Source organism: Halpernia sp. (assembly GCF_048269545.1).
Lineage (GTDB): Bacteria > Bacteroidota > Bacteroidia > Flavobacteriales > Weeksellaceae > Halpernia.
Genome location: NZ_JBLXIJ010000005.1, coordinates 68,273 through 86,547 on the forward strand (window position 1 = coordinate 68,273; position 18,275 = coordinate 86,547).

The following is an 18,275-nucleotide window of genomic DNA, read 5'->3' on the forward strand; positions in this document are numbered from 1 at the left end:
TAAAGTAAAAATAATTACGAAAATTTAAGCATTTCCGCTTTTATTTTCTCTTGCAAACCTTCCGATGCTTTTACTAAAGGCAATCTTAAATAATTTTTAATTAAACCTTTTTCTGCTAAAATCGTTTTTACGCCACACGGATTTCCTTCTGCAAAAATTAAACGCGTAATTTCTACCAAAGAATTGTGAATTTTATAAGCTTCATCTACTTTTTTATCTAAAGCCAATTGAACCATTGTAGAAAATTCTTTCGGATAAGCTTGTCCAATAACTGAAATGACGCCGTTTCCACCGGCTAAAGTTACGGGAAGTGTAAATTCATCATCACCAGAAACGAGATTAAAAGCAGAATTTTTTTGTCTTAAAATATCAAAATATTGTAAAATATTTGGTGCAGCTTCTTTTATCATTACTAAATTTGGGAAATCTTTTGCTAATCGAAGTGTTGTGGAAGCTTCTATATTTTGCCCAGTTCTTCCCGGAACATTATAAATAATAATATTTTTTCCGGTACTTGCAAGCATTTTATAATGTTGGTAAATCCCTTCCTGATTGGGTTTGTTATAATATGGAGAAACAGAAAGTACGGCTTCAAACGCAGATAAATCTGTGTTTTCTATTTGGTGTTTTACATCCATTGTATTATTTCCACCAATTCCTAAAACCATCGGAAGTCGCTTGTTATTAATTTTAATAATATGTGAAATGACTGCGCTTTTTTCGTCAGTTGTTAAAGTTGCAGCTTCTCCAGTTGTTCCCAAAACCACTAAATAATTAGTTCCGTTTTCTATATTATAATTGATTAATTTAGTTAATGAATCAAAATCTACAGATAAATCTTCGTTAAATGGTGTTATCAAAGCAACACCTACACCTTTTAAAATATTCATTTTATTTAAAAATTTTTCTCAAAATTAGTGTTTTTTTATATTTCAAGTTTGTTCTGAAATTTATTTTTTTAAATTAAATTTAGTAATAAAAATATTTTTTAAACCAAAGATTGAATTCCAAAGTTATTTGTCTAACTTATTTTATATTTGCTTCTTAATTCATTTCACGCTATGAAGTCTAAAATTTTTCTGATAATTTTTTCTGCCGTTACATTAATTTCTTGCACGTCAAGATTGAATGTTTCAAATATACATTCAGAAAAAAACCAAAGTATTTCTTCAGAGTTAAAAGATGATCCTGCTTTTGACGCGGTTATTGCGCCATACAAAAAGAAATTAGCCGCAACTATGAATTCTGTAATTTCTCACACCAATGTAGATTTAACAAAAAACGGAGACAACAGTAATTTGGGAAATCTTTTGGCAGATTATACTTTTGAAGGCGCATCAGAATGGGCGGAAAAAAATAATAAACCCACAATTGATGCAGCTGTAATAAATATTGGTGGAATTCGTTCTACAATTGGGAAAGGTGATGTTTTACTGCGACACGTTTATGAAGTAATGCCATTTGAAAATGAAGTGATGATTGTAAAATTAAAAGGTTCAGATCTACAAGGTTTGTTTGATTATTACGCTAAAACTCAGAAAAATAATCCTGTTTCTCACCTTTTTGTAGAAACTGATGCAGGGAAAATTACAAAAGAAAGTATTAATGGAGAAGAAATAAATCCAAACAAAGATTATTATATTGCGACTTCAGATTATTTGGCTTTTGGAGGAGATAATATGAATTTTTTTAAAAAAGGAGAAATGATTTCCACAGGAATTAAACTTCGCGATTTGTTTATAAATAAATTTAAAGCAAAACCTGAAGTTTCTGCTCCAGATGATGTTCGTATCATTTTTAAAAATAAAAAAGTAGAAGGTAATGAATAGAAAAACTTTTTTGAAAACCCTTTCTGGTGGAACTTTAGCCGCTGCTTTAGCGCCAAATATTTTGTTTGCAGAAAATTATAAAATTGCGACTGAAAAATCGGTAAAAAAATTAACAATTCTACATACAAACGATCAACACAGTAGAATAGAACCTTTTGATCAATCTTACATAAAAAATCCAAACCAAGGTGGATTTGCAAGACGTGCAAGTTTGGTTCAAAGTATTAGAAATAAAGAAAATAATGTTCTTTTGGTGGATTCTGGAGATATTTTCCAAGGAACGCCTTATTTTAATTTTTTTGGTGGTGAACTAGAATTTAGATTGATGAGTATGATGGGTTATGAAGCTTCTACTTTAGGAAATCATGATTTTGATAATGGATTAGAAGGTTTTTTGAAAGTACAACCGAATGCCAAATTTCCATTTATTTGCTCTAACTATGATTTTAAAAATACCATTTTAGAAGGACAAACTTTGCCGTATAAAATTTTAGATAAAAATGGAATCAAAGTAGGTTTGTTCGGGCTTGGTGTAGAATTGGAAGGATTGGTTGCTAAAAAAAATTATGGTGAAACAAAATATTTAAATCCTATAGAAATTTCTAATCATTACGCCGATTTTCTAAAAAACGAGAAAAAATGCGATTTGGTGATTTGCTTATCGCACATTGGTTACGAATATGAAAATGATGAAGCGAAAATTTGTGATAAAAAATTAGTCGCTCAAACTGAAAATATAGACTTAATTTTAGGGGGTCACACCCACACATTTTTTAAAGAGCCAGAAATTTTTGAAAATAAAAAGGGTAAAAATGTTTTGGTAAATCAAGTTGGTTGGGCTGGTTTGCTTTTGGGGAGATTAGATTATTTCTTTGATGAAAATAAAAAAATACAAAATATTGCTTGGAATAATCAAGTGATAGATGATCAGATTTTAGTATAAAATTTATGAGAAAAAAATTAATTCTTTTCTGCTTAATCATAGGTTTAAGTTGTTTTAAAAGTCAGAATATTTCTTCCGGTAAATGGAACGATTTGTTTTCTTACAATAACGTTTTAGTTATGCGTGAAGATTCGGATAGAATAATTGCGGCTACAGAAAATGGTCTCTTTTTTTATAATCCTTCTTCTGGTGAAATCACCAAATTGTCTAAAGCCAATGGTTTACATGAAGTAAAAATTTCAGCTTTTGATTATAATCCAGTTACTAAAATTGGTTTAGTAGGATATGTTTCGGGTGCGATGGACGTAATAACACCCGAGGGAATTTTTTTAATTGTAGATATTCCTATTGCAACAGGTTATACAGGAACAAAAAAAATTAATCATATTTCTATTTCTGGTAATAATGCAGTAATTTCTGTAGGTTATGGTGTTTCTATTTTTAGATTAGACAAAAGAGAATTTGGAGATACTGCATTTTTTAGCAATGGAGGTGTTTATACCGCTGCAAATGAATCTATAATCAAAGATAATGTGGTTTATTCTGCGACCTCCACAGGAATAAAATCTCATGAAATGAATGTTTCATTCCCACTTTTTAGTTCTTGGAATACACCAATTGCAGGGAATTTCACACAAATTTCTGCAGATACTGATGTTTATGCAGGAACTTCTACCCAAGTTTTTAAAGGAAATGGAGCAGCTTTTGCGAGTTTTATTACAGGTATAAGTTCTTTGAAAGATATCACATCAACTGGAGGAAAAGTTATAATTTCCGATTTACAAAAAGTATCACGTTATACTGATACAGGAACTTTGGAAAAAACTATTAATGTAAATGAAACTTTAAATACAGCTATACAATTTCAAAATCAGATTTACACTGGGACAAAATTATCTGGTATTTTTAACGAGAGTTTGCAGCCTTATAAACCAGATGGTCCCTATTCAAATATTTCTTATAAAATATCACTATTAAAAGATGAAATATATGTTTCTACTGGTGGCAGAGAAAATTATAATACACCTGTTTTTAATGGCGTAGGTTATTATCATTTTAATGGAACAGAATGGAAATATCCCGTTATGTTTAATGGATTGGGAGATTTTTATAATATTTTAGATGTAGTTCCAAATCCAGCAAAACCAGGAGAAGTTTTTTTTACAAATTACTCTTATAATCCAGGTTATAGAGGTATAATTAAAATGCAGGATGACATTTTTGTAAAAAAATATGATGATATTTCTTTAGGACAATATTATAAAAGAATGGTAGGAATTACTTTTGATGAAAATAATCAGTTGTTTGTTTCTGCTTCATTTTTGGTGGATGGAAAAGGATCTGGAGGTTTTTATGCTTACAATTCTTCCTCGGATAATTTTACATTGTTACAAGTAAGTACAATGAATGGGGCACAGAAACCATTTGCTAAAGACGGAATTCTTTATTTACCTGGCTCAAGAACGGATGGTGGAATTTTATTATATGATTATAAAAATACACCAGTAAATTCTAGTGATGATGTATATAAAGTACTCAATAAAAGTAATAATTTACCAGAAAGTTTAGGTATAAGTGCTACGCTCGACAAAAGTGATGATCTTTGGATAGGAACAAGCAAAGGTTTACGAATTTTGCAAAATCCAAAAGATGCAATCACAGCTGATTCACCGCAAACTGAAAATATTGTAATTGAGCAAAATGGTATTCCTGAAGAACTATTTCGAGATGCTGCAATTTTACAAATTGCTGTAGATTCTGGAAATCAAAAATGGATTTCTGTAGATGGAGGAGGTGTGTTTTATATCAGTTCCGATGGACAGCAAACTTTTCAGCATTTTACTAAAGCCAATTCTCCTCTTCCTACAGATACTGTAACTGATATCAAAGTGGATGAGAAAACAGGCAAAGTCTATTTTGTTACTTTAGATGGAATTGTAACTTTTCAAGGTGATGTTGTAAATGTAACGTCTGATTTTGGTGATGTTTTAGTTTATCCCAATCCTGTAGTTTATGCTAATTATAAAGGAAATGTAAAAATCAGAGGTTTAGCTCAGAAAACAAATATTAGAATTACAGATGCCGCTGGAAATTTAGTTCATTCCGCTGTTGCGCGCGGTGGTTATTATGAATGGGATTTAAATAATCAACGCGGTAGAAGAGTAGCTTCGGGGATTTATTTCGTTTTGATGACTAATGAAGATGGAACAGATACTGCAACTGCCAAAATTGCGGTGGTGAATTAATTGAAATGACGAAAAAGAAAGGCTTCCTTTTATCTTATTTAAAATATGGAGATAATGATGCAATTCTGCATTGTTTCACCAATGACGAAGGTTTTCAGAGCTTTTATATTCGAGGGATTTATTCTGCAAAAAATAAAAAAAAAGCTTTACTCTCACCTTTATCAGAAATATATTTAGATGTAAATTTAAAAAGAAAATCTAGTGCACTTCCCTTATTAAATCAAATTGAATTCGTTAATTCTGCAAATTCTGATTTTAATATAAAAACATCTACTATTTTATTTTTTACCGCTGATTTTCTAAACCAAGTTCTAAAAAATGAAAACACGCAAAACGAAATTTACCAAGAAATAGGAAATTTTTGTGAACAATTAAAAATAAAAAATCCACAAGCGCATCTTATATTTTTATTTAAAATAATTCAGCTATTGGGTTTTGCGCCACTTTTAGGAGATGGGAAATATCTAGATTTAGAAACGGGAGTTTTCACAGAAGAAATTTCGCATCAAGTTTTTGATGAAGAAATCACAAAAATTTGGAAAACAATTCTATTAAATTCTCACGACTACAATTCAAAAATTCCAAAAAATAAAAGCAGAGAAATATTAAATTCTCTGCTTATTTATTATCAATTTCATTTTGAAAATTTTAAAATTCCTGTTTCATTAGAAATCGTAAAAGAAATATTTCAGTAAAATTTATGGAGTAGGTCTCGCTTCAGTTTTATAAACTTGAAAATTAAATATAAAACTTCTGTCATTTAAGCTGTAACCTGAATAATTAAAATGAGGATCTTTACCAAAAGCCGCTCTAGAAGGAACAATGATTACGCCTTGTAAATTATAATTATCAGAATCTGGGATATTATACGCCTGAAATTTTCTTAATGCCTCACCAAAACCTTCTATTTCATAATAGCTGTGAGATTTTACATCACCTGCGTCTACAATAGATTGTTTTGTATAATAATATCCTGGATCCACTTCTGGAACACCACTTCCTGTAACACCATTTCTAAAAGTTTGTGGAGAAGTAAATGCAATTACGTTATTTGTATTCGTCGCTTGATATGTTAAAGAGTTAGACATTAATCTGATAATATCTGTAGTTCCAATAGTTGTACCAGAAGTTGGTTGTGCACCTACTCTCATAATATAAACAACGCCAGAAGGCAAAGTAACTGGGTTTAAATCTGCCAATTTTACTTTTGTTGCACTTGGTACATCTGTTGAAGTAAATGGTTTAATATTTCCACGAGCATCCATATAATAATCACTAAGAAACTTCACTATTGCTTGATCATCATAAGAATTTTGTGTAGCAGCATCATATACAGGTGCAACTGGTAAATCCTCTGAAGAATCAGTTTTACAAGAATTAAGAGTCATAGTTAGAAGTACAAAACCTAAGATTATTTTTTTCATTTTAATTTTATGATTAAATTGCTTGATTATTTTAATTCTGCAAAAGTAAATAAAAGATATGAGAATAGATAAATTTTTATGGAGCGTCCGATTTTATAAAACCCGAAATTTAGCTTCCGAGGAAATTAAGAAAAACCGCGTATCTATCGGTGATCAGAAAGTAAAAACTTCCAAAGAAGTAAAAATAGGTGATGAAATTACCATTCGTAAAAACCAGATTGATTATAAAATAAAGGTTTTGGAAGTTCCGAAAAGCAGAATGGGAGCCAAATTAGTTCCGCTCCATATTAAAGATATTACCACAAAAGATCAATTGGATTTGTTACAATTACGTCAAGAAAGTCAAAATTATTACAGAAACAAAGGCGAAGGAAGACCCACCAAAAAAGACCGTCGAGAAATGGAAGATTATCTAGATAATGATGATTCTATGGATGATTGGGATCAGTTTTTTAATTCTAAAATATCACACGAAAATTAAATTTTCAATTTCTTTAACAATTTCTTCCGCTGATTTGTAATCAGTACTTACAATAAATTCGGCTTGATTATAGAAATGATTTCTTTCGAATAAATGTTTTGCAATATATTCTGGTAAATCTTGTTCTGGTATTTTAGCAATTAATGGTCTGCTTTTTTTTCTTTTTAAAAGTCTTTCTGTTAAAGTGGAAATATGGGCACGTAAAAAAATACTTTTAGATTTTTCATTAATTATTTTCATATTATCGTAATAAGCGGGAGTTCCTCCTCCTAAACTCAAAACTATATCTTCAGATGTGTTTAATATTTGTTCTAAAATTTCCCTTTCCTGCTTTCTAAAGTAGATTTCTCCCTTTTCTGTGAATATTTCTGCAATGCTTTTTTGATTTTTCTTTATTATTTCATCATCTAAATCAAATAATTTATAATTAATTTTCTGGCTTAATTTTTTGGAAATGTGTGTTTTACCAGAACCCATATAGCCAAGTAAGGAAATTATCATGATTTTATTTTGTACAAATTACTTAAAAAATTTTGAGATTTTAAAAAAAGACTTATCTTTGCACCACTTTAATAAAAGCAATAATGCTTCTACTAAAGACTCGGTAGCTCAGCTGGTAGAGCAATACACTTTTAATGTATGGGTCCTGGGTTCGAATCCCAGCCGGGTCACAAAACAAGAAATTTCCGTTTGGTTATTTTTAACTAGACGGCTTTTTTTTGCCTGTGTGGTGAAATTGGTAGACACGCCATCTTGAGGGGGTGGTTTCCTATGGATGTGCTGGTTCGAGTCCAGTCGCAGGCACGCAGAAAATTTAGCATTAAGCAATAAAAAAAGGAGTAATTAAAATTACTGATTACCCATTATTTATTTCTTATATTTTTAGACCGACTCGGTAGCTCAGCTGGTAGAGCAATACACTTTTAATGTATGGGTCCTGGGTTCGAATCCCAGCCGGGTCACAATTTACGCAAGTAAGTTTTTCATATTAATATTTAGTGATTTGGTTATCAAAAAGCTTTCCTGAAGAGGAAAGCTTTTTGAGTTTTCTAAAAATATTTTTTACTCCAAATGCATATTATCTATTAAACGGACATCTCCAAAATTAACCACCAAAAAAGCGCGATAAGATTTATCCTTATAAAAAAAGTCAGTTTCTTTTAAAGTTTCTTCGTTCGCTATTGTGAAATATTCCAATTCCATCGCAGGTGCTTTTGCAAAAATTTCTACTACTCTTTTATTAATTTCTGGGATAGTAATTATTCTAAACCACTCATTTACTTTAATTAAAGTATCGTGTAAAATTAAAGCTTCTTTTTTTTGATGGGAAGTTAAACGCTCGTTTCTAGAACTTAAAGCTAAACCCTCACTGTTTCTAAAGATTGCAACACCGTGAATATGAATTGGTAATTTTAATTTTTCTGCTAATTTTTTAATTATAGCCAATTGCTGAAAATCTTTTTCTCCGAAATAAGCATTATCTGGTTTCACTTGTTTAAAAAGTTCTTCCACAACTGTCGCAACGCCATCAAAATGTCCCGGTCGAAATTTTCCTTCCATTTCATCTTCTAAACCATCAAAATCAAAATGTTTACTTTCAGTATGTTCCGGATAAATATCATTAATCTGCGGAATGTAAACTGCATCTACATCTCCGCAATCTTCTAATTTTTTTATATCAAAATCTAAAGTTCGTGGATATTTTGCTAAATCATTTACATTATTAAACTGCGTAGGATTTACGAAAATGGAAGAAATTACTAAATCATTTTCAGCTTTTGCGGCTTTGTATAGAGACAAGTGTCCGTCGTGAAGCGCGCCCATTGTGGGAGCAAAGCCGATTTTCTTGCCCATTTCTTTCTGCCTTTCAATATAATTTTGCAGCGTAGTTTTGTTTTTTAAAATCTCCATGGATTTTTTTTGTTTTTTGTAAATTTAAAAAAAAATAATAAATAAAAAAGCTATTGTTTTTGTAATGTTTTGTGACTTTTTAATATTATAAATAGTACAAATCAGAGGAAATATTAAATAAATGTTAAATAAAATTTATTACTCTAAATTTTTGTAATTTTGCAAACTAAAGCAAGAAGACGCTCTTGCTATGAAGTAACTTTAAAAATAATATGCAGAATAAAAAAATACTATACGTAACCACAGAGTTGCAACCTTATCAGGAAGACAGCAATATGGCTACAATGGTAAATAAAATGGCATTGAAAATGCACCAAGAAGGGAATGATGTTCGTGTTTTTATGCCTCGTTTTGGAAATATAAGTGAAAGAAAATTTCAACTTCATGAGGTTATTCGGCTTTCTGGGATGAATATTATTATTAATGATTTAGACCAACCGCTTATTATAAAAGTAGCTTCATTACCAGGTGAAAGATTGCAGGTTTACTTTATAGATAATGATGAATACTTTAAGAGAAAACATTATTATGGTGATGATGAAACTCAATATTTTGAAGATAACGATGAGCGTGCTATATTTTTCGCAAGAGGCGTTATTGAAACTATTAAAAAATTAAATTGGGTTCCAGATATTATTCATTTTAATGGTTGGATGTCAGCTTTTATTCCAATTTATTTAAAAACTTTTTACGAGAAAGATTCTTACTTCAATGATACTAAAATGGTAATGTCTCTCTATAATGAAGAAATTATTCCTTTTGATCACAGTATTGAAGAAAAATTAAAGTTTGATAATATTAATGGTTTAGCTGCTTTAAAAAATCCAAGTTCTCAAGCTTTTCTTTTAGAAAGTATTGATCTTGTTGATGTAGTACTAAAAGGAGATGAGTTTCTTGAAGGTGATTTAGATAAGAAATTTAATTCTACCAAAGTTCAAAAATCAGAATATTTAGATTCTGAATCTTTCAATAAAATTTACTAATAGAATTTATATAAATGACAAAAAAAATTCAAAGACTATTGCAACTAACGTTTTTTGCAATAATTGGAAGTCTATTGCTTATTAATTGTGAACCAGATGCAGATAATTTAGGATCCCAATTTTTTCAAAATGGTGCAGCGCAAGATGGCTTGGTTCTTAAAGATTTAATTGCCTATAATATTTCTCATAATGATACCATCCGAACAGATGGCGCAAAGTTAGATTCTGTGGTAATTGGTGCTTTTAATGTGCCACAATTTGGAGTTCAAAAATCTTCATATTTTACCCAGGTTAGACTTACTTCTTATGACCCAGATTTTGGGACAAATCCCGTAGCAGATTCTGCGGTAATTGTTATTAAACCTAGATACGCATCAGATTCTGTAAAAACAACCACCGAAGAAAATTATATATATCCCGATGGAAATATTGCGTCCACCAAAGTTGTTAATACCTATCCAATAATTTATAAATATGGTAGAACAAAAATTGGCGGCAAAACTAAATTAACCATCAATGTAAATGAAGTCACGGAATTTATGGGTTCTAATGTAACCAAATTATTTTCTAATCAAGATTTTGCTACAGGTGCATTATTGGGTTCAAAAACTTTTTATGGCGATATTACTTCTGTTAATATTAAAAAAAATACAGATAAAAGTGAGCTTTTTAACAGAGACGCAACAATTAGAATCCCATTAGATGGTACTTTTTTTCAAAATAAGATAATTGCTAAAAAAGGATTACCAGAATTAAGTGATGTTGCTACATTTATTCGTTATTTTAAAGGATTAAAAATTTCCGTAGCAGAAAATGATGGCTATTTATTTAAATTTAATCCAAATAATGTTGAATTAAATCTTTATTATAAAAATGACTTAGTTACAGATGGTGTTACAACCAGACCACAAAGTGTTTTAAAATTGGATTTAGGTTCCAACAATGTTCATTTTCAGAAAGTAGATTATAATAGAGCAGGAACAACATCAGAAATTGCAATTGCTACTTCTAATTCTACAATAGGTGATGCTAAATTGTTTCCACAAGGAATGGGAGGTCCTGGAATTGGTTTAAAAATCCCAGAAACAGCAATAGCATCGCTTAAAGATTTATATAAAAATCAAAAAGCAGGTATTTTATCAGCAAAAATAAGATTATATACAGATCCAACTTGGATGAATAATTTTACAAAACCAAATTATTTCACGGTACAACAGAAAGATCTTTATACCTTTATGAAAGAATTATCAATTTATGGCGCTAATCCAAATTTTAATTTTGTCGCTGTAAACAATCTTTATGGAACTCCTTCTTATTACGATGTGGATATTACAAAAACAGTAAAAGATATTATTGAAACGGAAGCTGCAAATAAAGATATTATTTTAAATGTGGGAAGTTATACATTAGATGCACAAGGACAATATGTAGGGGCAGCTGCTTCTTATCTTAATTATGCACAAAATTTTAATACCCGAGCTTATAGACCAAATGCAGTTGTTTTTGTAGGAACAGATCCAGCTTCAGACAAAAGAGCACAGCTTAGAATAGTATATTCAACTAAATAACAAAAAAACTAAAAATAATATGTGTGGAATTGTAGGATACACAGGTTTTCAAGACTCTTATGATATCGTTATTAACGGTTTAAGAAGATTAGAATATAGAGGTTATGATAGTGCGGGAATAGTTGTGGAAGACAATCTTCAAAAATTACATTGTGCTAAAACCAAAGGTAAAGTTGAAGATTTAGTAAAGATTTCTGAAAATTTAAAGGGAATTTCTCACACAGGAATGGGACATACACGTTGGGCAACTCACGGTGTACCGAGTGATAGAAACTCTCATCCACATATTTCTAATAATAATAAAATAGCCATCATTCATAATGGTATTATAGAAAATTATGATACTTTAAAAACGATGTTGTTAGAGCAAGGTTTTACATTTCAGTCAGAAACAGACACTGAAGTTTTAGTAAACCTTATCCAATTTTTTATGGATAAAGATGCAGATTTAGATTTTCCTACTGCAGTGAGATATGCGTTAAATGAAGTTTATGGAGCTTATGCAATCACAGTAATGCATGAAGATTATCCTGGAGTTTTAGTAGTGGGAAGACTTGGCTCTCCGCTTGCAATTGGTTTGGGTGAAAAAGAATATTTTATCGCATCTGATGCTTCGCCATTTGTAGAATTTACTAAAGAGGCAGTTTATTTGGAAGAAGGTCATATGGCAACAATTTCTTTAGAAAACGGCGTTGATATTAGAAATATAAAGGATAATGTGAAAATAACTCCTGCTATTCAAGAATTAAAATTAAGTTTAGAGCAAATAGAAAAAGGAGGTTATGAACATTTTATGCTAAAAGAAATCTTTGAACAACCCAAATCTATTTTAGATACTTTAAGAGGAAGACTTTTAGTAGAAGAAGGCATTATTAAAATGGCTGGAATCTGGGATCATTTAGAAAGATTAAATAAAGCAGAAAGAATTATTATAATTGCTTGTGGAACTTCGTGGCATGCAGGTTTAATTGGAGAATATTTAATTGAAGAATTTGCTAGAATTCCTGTTGAGGTAGAATATGCTTCAGAATTTAGATATAGAAATCCTATTATAACTAATAAAGATGTTGTCATAGCAATTTCACAATCTGGAGAGACGGCAGATACGATGGCTGCAATAAAGTTAGCAAAAGAAAAAGGCGCTTTCGTTTATGGTATTTGTAATGTGGTAGATTCATCTATTTCAAGATTTACAGATGGAGGTTCTTACACTCATGCAGGTCCAGAAATTGGTGTGGCTTCTACAAAAGCATTTACTTCACAATTGACCATTTTATCATTAATTGCTTTAAAATTAGGAAAACATAATGGTAATCTGAGTAATGTAGAATTCATGAAATTAATTACAGAACTTGACGCGTTACCGAAAAAAGTAGAAGAAGTTTTAAGTACAACTCATGAATTGGTTAAAGATATAGCGAAAGATTTTGTAGATGCGCAAAACTTTTTATACCTTGGAAGAGGTTATAATTTTCCTGCAGCATTAGAAGGTGCTTTAAAATTAAAAGAGATTTCTTATATCCACGCAGAAGGTTATCCTGCAGCAGAAATGAAACACGGCCCGATTGCGTTAATAGATGAAAATATGCCAATTGTAATTATTGCACCTAAACAAGGACATTACGATAAAGTTGTGAGTAATGTGCAGGAAATAAAAGCCAGAAAAGGAAAAGTAATTGCATTAGTTAATAAAGGTGACGTTCAAGTAGCAAATATGGCAGATTATGTTATAGAATTCCCTGAAACATCAGAATGCTTTTCTCCAATAATTGCTTCAGTGCCACTTCAGTTATTGGCTTATTATATTGCAGTATATCGTGGGGCAAATGTTGATCAACCTAGAAACCTCGCAAAATCAGTTACAGTAGAATAAATTATTTTTATAAAATATTAAATTAATTTTTACGTTCTGTTAAAAAAATCATATTTGGTTTTTAAAAAAATTATATATTTACCGCTTAATTTCAAAGAACAGCATGAGAAGGATATTTCTATTACTATTACTATTAACAACAACATTCATAATTTCTTGTTCTAAAGGTGGCAATTCACGAGCGGGAAAACCAGGTTCTAAAACCAAAGGAGAATTAGTTGCACGTAATAAATCTAAAAGTTTTGTTGCAGAAAGACCTTATGGAATGGTTGCGATTCCTGCAGGTTCTTTTGTAATGGGTATGGCAGATCAAGACTTCACAAATACACCAGAAAAAGCACCATTAAAAACGGTTACGGTTTCTTCATTTTTTATGGATGAAACAGAAATTACAAATGCAGAATATCGATTTTTCATTAATTATGTTAAAGATTCAATTGCGAGAACTTTATTGGCAGAAGCAGCAGGGAATGCAACAGGAAGCGGTAATGCAACAGGAATTGGAAATTATGCCTATTTAGCTAAAAAAGCAGGTGCTTCAATTACTCCTTATCAACAATTTTTGGAAGATAAAGGGGGGCGTGATGGTTATAATGAATCTAAAAGATTAGATTGGAGTGTTCCACTAACATATAATACTTCAAACTATCCCGATGCACAATATGCAGAAGTAATGGAGTCTATGTATTTACCGCCTGCAAAAAGAATAAATAATGAAAGAATTATAGATACAAGTAAATTACTTTACTCTTATGAATGGGAAGATGTTGAAGCTGCAATAAAAGAAAAAGGTCGTGGTACAGAATATTTAAAAAAAGAAAGTATTGCAGTTTATCCAGATACTACAGTTTGGGTAAAAGACTTCAATTATGCTTACAATGAACCATTATATGATGGCTATTTTTGGCGCAAAGCTTATGAAAATTACCCAGTTGTAGGAGTGACTTGGGACCAAGCAAGAGCTTATTGTAATTTTAAAACTAAGTTAAAATCTGATTATAACGAAAGATTAAAAAAGAAAAAACAAAAAGCAATGGCTTTTCGTTTACCAACAGAAGCGGAATGGGAATATGCAGCTAAAGGAGGAATTGAAAACGCTACTTATCCATGGGGAGGTCCATATTTACAAGATGACAGAGGTTGCTATTTAGCAAACTTTAAACCTAAACGTGGTAATTATATTGAAAATGAGGGGGAAAAAGGAAAAAAACAAGGCTACACATATACCGCACCAGTAAAATCTTATCAAAAAAATGGTTTCGGATTATATGATATGGCAGGAAATGTTTCAGAATGGACAGAATCACCTTACAGTAATTCTACTTATCAATATTCTTCTACTTTAAATCCATATTTGTCAAATAAAGCAAATAGAGATGTAAAAAAATCCGTAAAAGGTGGTTCTTGGAAGGATATTTCATATACTTTAATGACCGGATATAGAGATTGGGAAAGAAAAGATTCTGCCCGAAGTTTTATAGGATTTAGAACCGTTCAAGATATTCCAGAAGGTTCAGCTAAATACAGAAAAAGAACAAAATAATTAAAAAAATCACTAACAAAATAAATTTTCAAGAACATGTTTAAAAATCAAGCAAATGCCACCAATTTTTTCTATTCTTTTTTTGCTGCTATTGTTATTTTAGGAGCATTATTTAAAATGACTCACTGGAGTTTAGGACCTTTAAGTGGTAATTTAACTTTAGGAATTGGTCTAGGTGCGGAAGTTATAGTGTTTTTATTTATGGCATTTTTCCCCGAAAAATCTGTTGAAACTTATGCTTGGGAAAATGTCTATCCAGAATTATTAGATCCAAATGCAGTTGCAAAACCACGCAAAACTATAAATTATGCAGATAATGAGCTTAATGTTTCTCTTTCTGATAAATTAGACAAAATGCTTGCTGATGCCAATTTAGACGTAAGTTTATTTGAAAGATTAAAAACAGGCTTAGATAAATTTTCAGGTTCTGTAGAAAAAATTAATGAAACAGTAGATGTTTCTAGTGCAACACAAAAATATAACGACCAGCTTACTTTAGCTGCTTCTCATTTAGAAAGTATGAATGCACTTTACTCACTTCAGTTAGAAAATGGAAAAGCACAAAATGAATATAGCAAAAAATATATAGAAGATTTACAGAAAAGTGCAGCTCATTCCGACAATTTTAATTCAGAATTACAAGGATTAACATCTAATTTAAATAATCTTAATAAAGTTTACGGCGGTATGTTAAACGCAATGAAAGCCTAGTTTTCCTTAATTTTTAATTACTAACGTATAAAATAATTTTATTTAAAAATGGCACAAGGAAAACAAACACCTCGTCAGAAAATGATAAACCTGATGTATCTGGTTTTTATCGCAATGCTTGCATTGACGATTGATCAGGAAATCATCAGATCTTATCAAGATACAAATCAATCTTTGCAAGAAACCAGAATGCTAACTCAGAATAACAATAATATTTTTGAGACTACATTAGCTGCAAAAGCAAAAAATTCCCCAGAAAGCTTTCAAATTCCATTACAGAATTATCAGAATTTAAAATTAAAAGCAGATGCTTTGGTTACCAATTTAGAAGGAATAAAAGCACAATTAAAAGAAAAAGCAGAATTTGATCCTGCACAAAATGTAGAAGAAAACTTTACAGCTCTAAATAATACAGAACCTTCTACTAAATTTTTCTTTAATGATGGGAGTGAAAATTCACCATCAAAAAATGCTTTAGCTTTACAAGAACAAATCAATGATTTTAGAGCATTTGTAAATCAAACTTTTGGTGCAATTCCTGCAATGAAAAGTATTGTTGAAAGAGCAAATAAACAAATGGTAACAGTTTCTAAAATTAAAAATAAAAACTGGTTGCAATACAAATTTTACAACCAACCACTTATTGCAGCACTTTCTAATATGGAGGTAATTCAATCTTCAGTTCGTGGTATTCAAGGAGATGCATTATCTTTAATGTTACAAGAAAAAATTGATGCAGATATTAAATTTGATAAATACACCGCTATTGTTTCTGCACCCACGCAAGTTGTGCAAGGTGAAACTGCAGTTGCAAAGGTAACTATTGGAAATTCTTCTAGTAATGTTCCTGGTTTATCTATGCCTGGTTTGACGGTTACAAACGGACAAGGAATTGCTAATTTAAATACAAGTTCTGTTGGTCCACATACCTTTAGTGGAACCATTTCATTTAGAGATGTAAATGGAAAAGAGATTCCATTAACTTACAGTCAAACTTATAATGTAGTTTCTGGTGTTAATGAGTTAAAAGCACAAGCAGGTGCTTTATTATCCGCAGATAAAATGAATGTTTTATACCGTGGTTTAGGAAATCCAATTTCCGGTTCTATTTTGGGAGCAGATACTTCTGGACTTTCACTTTCTGCGCCTGGCGCAACGGTAAGTGGTGGAAGAGGAAAATGGACTGTAACTCCACACAGTGGAAATACAGTTAAATTAACAATTTCTGGAAAAGATTCTAAAGGTAAAGTTATTTCTCAAGGATTTGAATTTAGAATTAAAAATGTTCCGCCACCGGTTGGTCAAATCAGAGGTGAAAGCGTAGTCTCAATGCCCGCAAGTTCAATAGCAAATCAAACAGTTACAGCTACAATGCCAGATTTTGATTTTCCTGTGACATTTAAAGTTAATAGTTTTAACTTCAAAGTTCCGGGAAGAGCAGCGATGAATATTTCAGGAAGTTCTATGAGTGGCGTTGCAAGTTTAACCAAAAATTTAAGAGCCGGAGATATTGTTTATGTTTTTGGCATCCAAGCGACTGCAGTAGGTTTAGGAAATCAAACTTTAAAAAATATTCCACCAATTGTAATAAACGTTCAATAATAGCGTTTTAATTTGATAGATTAATTTATCTATAGTACAAAAATTTTAGAATGAAAAAGGTCTTATTTATAATACTTGCTCTGAGTTTCACAGTGGTTGGAGCTCAAACAAAGAAGAGAACAAAAAAGAATAAAAAGGCAAAAACTTCAGCTTCAGCTGCTAAAGTTTCACCAGTTGCTGCTGCAGAAATTCCTGTTCAAGCACCAGTAGTAGAAACTCCTTCAACTAGAGCTTCTATTGATGATGCTCCAGTAAATTCTATGTCAATTTTAAATGCAAAATCCCCAGAATCGTTTAGAAAATATAGAGAATCTGGAATGATGAAACAGGGTGATTCTTTGGTTTCTACTAAAATAGATCCATTAAAATATGGTTTTATTGAAGACAAAGACATACTTAAAAGTATGGTGACTTGGGAAATTATAGATATGAATGAAAAAATTAATCAGCCTTTTTATCACAATGAAGACGGTTTGGTTTCTCAAAATAAATCCCTCTATCAAATTTTGTTGGATGCTATAAACAATGGAGAAATTACTGAAGTTTATGATGATGAGCTTTTTACGACAAGATTAACCCCAGATCAAATTGCAGCTCGAACTCATAATACCAAAATCTCTGATTATTTAATTGATAAAATTAATGCAGGAACTGCTACTGAAGAAGATAAAAAAGCGGGAACCGATATTTATGAAACAAAATCTGAAAATGTAAAACTTTTGAAGATTAAAGGAATGTGGTACATTGACCGCAGAGATGGCGAAATGAAATACAGATTAATCGGTATTTGTGCAATGGGACAAGATCCTGCAACTATGGGTCAACAATTTGCTAATAAAGACGAATTGATTGATTTATTTTGGATTTTTTATCCAGATGCGAGAAAAGTTTTAGCTAATAATATTGTATTTAATAATAAAAACTTATCATCAGATATTTCTTATGATGATTTATTAAATGCACGTCGTTTCTCTTCTATTATTTATAAAGTAGATAATGGTTTAGGAAATGGGGTAATTAAAGATTATATTCCAAAAGATGCACAAGCACAGTTAGATGAAAGTGATCGTATTAAAAACCAGATTTTACAGATGGAAAATGATATGTGGTCTTACTAAATCAATGTAAAATAATATTATAAAACCTGAGTATATTTTACTC

General features: G+C 30.8%; 16 protein-coding genes and 3 tRNA genes. 15 read left to right on the plus strand and 4 right to left on the minus strand.

The genetic code is table 11. From position 1 onward, the window contains the following. Positions 1-14: 14 nt before the first annotated feature. The gene (dapA, locus tag ACN0WB_RS07865; RefSeq protein WP_417430551.1) at positions 15-890 is read right to left on the minus strand and encodes a 4-hydroxy-tetrahydrodipicolinate synthase; all 876 of its coding nucleotides are present in this window, start codon (positions 888-890) and stop codon (positions 15-17) included. 171 nt (positions 891-1,061) lie between these two features. On the opposite strand from dapA, the gene ACN0WB_RS07870 reads away from it, so the two are divergent. The 4 genes from ACN0WB_RS07870 to recO are packed head-to-tail and all read left to right on the plus strand — an operon-like array spanning position 1,062 to position 5,713. Beyond that, on the plus strand, positions 1,062-1,829 hold the full coding sequence (locus tag ACN0WB_RS07870; RefSeq protein WP_417430553.1) for a 5'-nucleotidase C-terminal domain-containing protein: 768 nt from the start codon (positions 1,062-1,064) through the stop codon (positions 1,827-1,829). Next, positions 1,822-2,772, plus strand: a complete 951-nt coding sequence (locus ACN0WB_RS07875; protein WP_417430555.1) for a bifunctional metallophosphatase/5'-nucleotidase — start codon at positions 1,822-1,824, stop codon at positions 2,770-2,772. Before ACN0WB_RS07870 ends, ACN0WB_RS07875 begins: the two co-directional genes overlap by 8 nt. Positions 2,773-2,777: 5 nt before the next feature. After that, positions 2,778-5,018: a T9SS type A sorting domain-containing protein gene (locus ACN0WB_RS07880; protein ID WP_417430557.1), complete on the plus strand. Its 2,241-nt coding sequence runs from the start codon at positions 2,778-2,780 to the stop codon at positions 5,016-5,018. Positions 5,019-5,023: 5 nt separating this feature from the next. Beyond that, positions 5,024-5,713: a DNA repair protein RecO gene (gene recO, locus ACN0WB_RS07885; RefSeq protein WP_417430559.1), complete on the plus strand. Its 690-nt coding sequence runs from the start codon at positions 5,024-5,026 to the stop codon at positions 5,711-5,713. A 3-nt stretch (positions 5,714-5,716) separates the two neighbouring features. On the opposite strand, the gene ACN0WB_RS07890 is transcribed toward recO, so the two are convergent. Next, on the minus strand, positions 5,717-6,442 hold the full coding sequence (locus ACN0WB_RS07890) for a hypothetical protein (protein WP_417430561.1): 726 nt from the start codon (positions 6,440-6,442) through the stop codon (positions 5,717-5,719). A 58-nt stretch (positions 6,443-6,500) separates the two neighbouring features. Between ACN0WB_RS07890 and ACN0WB_RS07895 the strand changes: the two genes are divergently transcribed. Continuing rightward, positions 6,501-6,923: an RNA-binding S4 domain-containing protein gene (locus ACN0WB_RS07895; RefSeq protein WP_417430563.1), complete on the plus strand. Its 423-nt coding sequence runs from the start codon at positions 6,501-6,503 to the stop codon at positions 6,921-6,923. Here the strand turns inward: ACN0WB_RS07895 and ACN0WB_RS07900 are convergent. Beyond that, entirely contained in the window at positions 6,909-7,424 is a 516-nt protein-coding gene (locus tag ACN0WB_RS07900) for a shikimate kinase (RefSeq protein WP_417430565.1), read from the minus strand. The two genes, ACN0WB_RS07895 and ACN0WB_RS07900, sit on opposite strands and share 15 nt — an antisense overlap. Positions 7,425-7,521: 97 nt before the next feature. Here ACN0WB_RS07900 and ACN0WB_RS07905 point away from each other — a divergent pair. The 3 genes from ACN0WB_RS07905 (at position 7,522) to ACN0WB_RS07915 (ending at position 7,885) form a co-directional block, all read left to right on the plus strand. Beyond that, a tRNA-Lys gene (locus ACN0WB_RS07905) sits at positions 7,522-7,594 on the plus strand. Between the two features lie 50 nt (positions 7,595-7,644). Continuing rightward, positions 7,645-7,727: transfer RNA gene (locus ACN0WB_RS07910), tRNA-Leu, on the plus strand. Between the two features lie 85 nt (positions 7,728-7,812). Further along, positions 7,813-7,885 (plus strand) — tRNA-Lys (locus tag ACN0WB_RS07915). 100 nt (positions 7,886-7,985) lie between these two features. On the opposite strand, the gene panC is transcribed toward ACN0WB_RS07915, so the two are convergent. Further along, positions 7,986-8,834 (minus strand): pantoate--beta-alanine ligase, encoded by an 849-nt coding sequence (panC, locus tag ACN0WB_RS07920; RefSeq protein ID WP_417430567.1) that lies wholly within the window; start codon positions 8,832-8,834, stop codon positions 7,986-7,988. Positions 8,835-9,046: 212 nt separating this feature from the next. On the opposite strand from panC, the gene ACN0WB_RS07925 reads away from it, so the two are divergent. From ACN0WB_RS07925 to gldN, 7 genes are all read left to right on the plus strand, one after another. Next, the gene (locus tag ACN0WB_RS07925) at positions 9,047-9,817 is read left to right on the plus strand and encodes a glycogen/starch synthase (RefSeq protein ID WP_417430569.1); all 771 of its coding nucleotides are present in this window, start codon (positions 9,047-9,049) and stop codon (positions 9,815-9,817) included. A gap of 14 nt (positions 9,818-9,831) precedes the next feature. After that, positions 9,832-11,385, plus strand: coding sequence for a DUF4270 family protein (locus ACN0WB_RS07930; RefSeq protein WP_417430571.1), 1,554 nt, complete (start codon positions 9,832-9,834; stop codon positions 11,383-11,385). A 19-nt stretch (positions 11,386-11,404) separates the two neighbouring features. Next, positions 11,405-13,258 carry a glutamine--fructose-6-phosphate transaminase (isomerizing) gene (gene glmS / locus ACN0WB_RS07935; RefSeq protein ID WP_417430573.1) on the plus strand — a complete coding sequence of 618 codons (1,854 nt, stop codon included), beginning with the start codon at positions 11,405-11,407 and terminating at the stop codon, positions 13,256-13,258. Between the two features lie 103 nt (positions 13,259-13,361). Continuing rightward, positions 13,362-14,801 (plus strand): gliding motility lipoprotein GldK, encoded by a 1,440-nt coding sequence (gene gldK / locus ACN0WB_RS07940; RefSeq protein ID WP_417430575.1) that lies wholly within the window; start codon positions 13,362-13,364, stop codon positions 14,799-14,801. Between the two features lie 36 nt (positions 14,802-14,837). Continuing rightward, positions 14,838-15,512 (plus strand): gliding motility protein GldL, encoded by a 675-nt coding sequence (gene gldL / locus ACN0WB_RS07945; RefSeq protein ID WP_417430577.1) that lies wholly within the window; start codon positions 14,838-14,840, stop codon positions 15,510-15,512. 48 nt (positions 15,513-15,560) lie between these two features. Continuing rightward, positions 15,561-17,114, plus strand: a complete 1,554-nt coding sequence (gene gldM, locus ACN0WB_RS07950) for a gliding motility protein GldM (protein ID WP_417430579.1) — start codon at positions 15,561-15,563, stop codon at positions 17,112-17,114. Positions 17,115-17,374: 260 nt separating this feature from the next. Further along, positions 17,375-18,232, plus strand: a complete 858-nt coding sequence (gldN, locus tag ACN0WB_RS07955) for a gliding motility protein GldN (protein WP_417430690.1) — start codon at positions 17,375-17,377, stop codon at positions 18,230-18,232. Positions 18,233-18,275: the final 43 nt, after the last annotated feature.

What these genes read in the sequence shown, in the direction of transcription:
- ACN0WB_RS07875 (WP_417430555.1), top strand. Translation starts at nt 1,822, where the DNA reads ATGAATAGAAAAACTTTTTTGAAAACCCTTTCTGGTGGAACTTTAGCC.
- recO (WP_417430559.1), top strand. Translation starts at nt 5,024, where the DNA reads ATGACGAAAAAGAAAGGCTTCCTTTTATCTTATTTAAAATATGGAGAT.
- gldM (WP_417430579.1), top strand. Translation starts at nt 15,561, where the DNA reads ATGGCACAAGGAAAACAAACACCTCGTCAGAAAATGATAAACCTGATG.
- gldN (WP_417430690.1), top strand. Translation starts at nt 17,375, where the DNA reads ATGTCAATTTTAAATGCAAAATCCCCAGAATCGTTTAGAAAATATAGA.
- panC (WP_417430567.1), bottom strand. Translation starts at nt 8,834, where the DNA reads ATGGAGATTTTAAAAAACAAAACTACGCTGCAAAATTATATTGAAAGG.
- glmS (WP_417430573.1), top strand. Translation starts at nt 11,405, where the DNA reads ATGTGTGGAATTGTAGGATACACAGGTTTTCAAGACTCTTATGATATC.
- ACN0WB_RS07870 (WP_417430553.1), top strand. Translation starts at nt 1,062, where the DNA reads ATGAAGTCTAAAATTTTTCTGATAATTTTTTCTGCCGTTACATTAATT.
- gldK (WP_417430575.1), top strand. Translation starts at nt 13,362, where the DNA reads ATGAGAAGGATATTTCTATTACTATTACTATTAACAACAACATTCATA.
- ACN0WB_RS07890 (WP_417430561.1), bottom strand. Translation starts at nt 6,442, where the DNA reads ATGAAAAAAATAATCTTAGGTTTTGTACTTCTAACTATGACTCTTAAT.
- dapA (WP_417430551.1), bottom strand. Translation starts at nt 890, where the DNA reads ATGAATATTTTAAAAGGTGTAGGTGTTGCTTTGATAACACCATTTAAC.
- ACN0WB_RS07880 (WP_417430557.1), top strand. Translation starts at nt 2,778, where the DNA reads ATGAGAAAAAAATTAATTCTTTTCTGCTTAATCATAGGTTTAAGTTGT.
- ACN0WB_RS07895 (WP_417430563.1), top strand. Translation starts at nt 6,501, where the DNA reads ATGAGAATAGATAAATTTTTATGGAGCGTCCGATTTTATAAAACCCGA.
- ACN0WB_RS07930 (WP_417430571.1), top strand. Translation starts at nt 9,832, where the DNA reads ATGACAAAAAAAATTCAAAGACTATTGCAACTAACGTTTTTTGCAATA.
- gldL (WP_417430577.1), top strand. Translation starts at nt 14,838, where the DNA reads ATGTTTAAAAATCAAGCAAATGCCACCAATTTTTTCTATTCTTTTTTT.
- ACN0WB_RS07925 (WP_417430569.1), top strand. Translation starts at nt 9,047, where the DNA reads ATGCAGAATAAAAAAATACTATACGTAACCACAGAGTTGCAACCTTAT.
- ACN0WB_RS07900 (WP_417430565.1), bottom strand. Translation starts at nt 7,424, where the DNA reads ATGATAATTTCCTTACTTGGCTATATGGGTTCTGGTAAAACACACATT.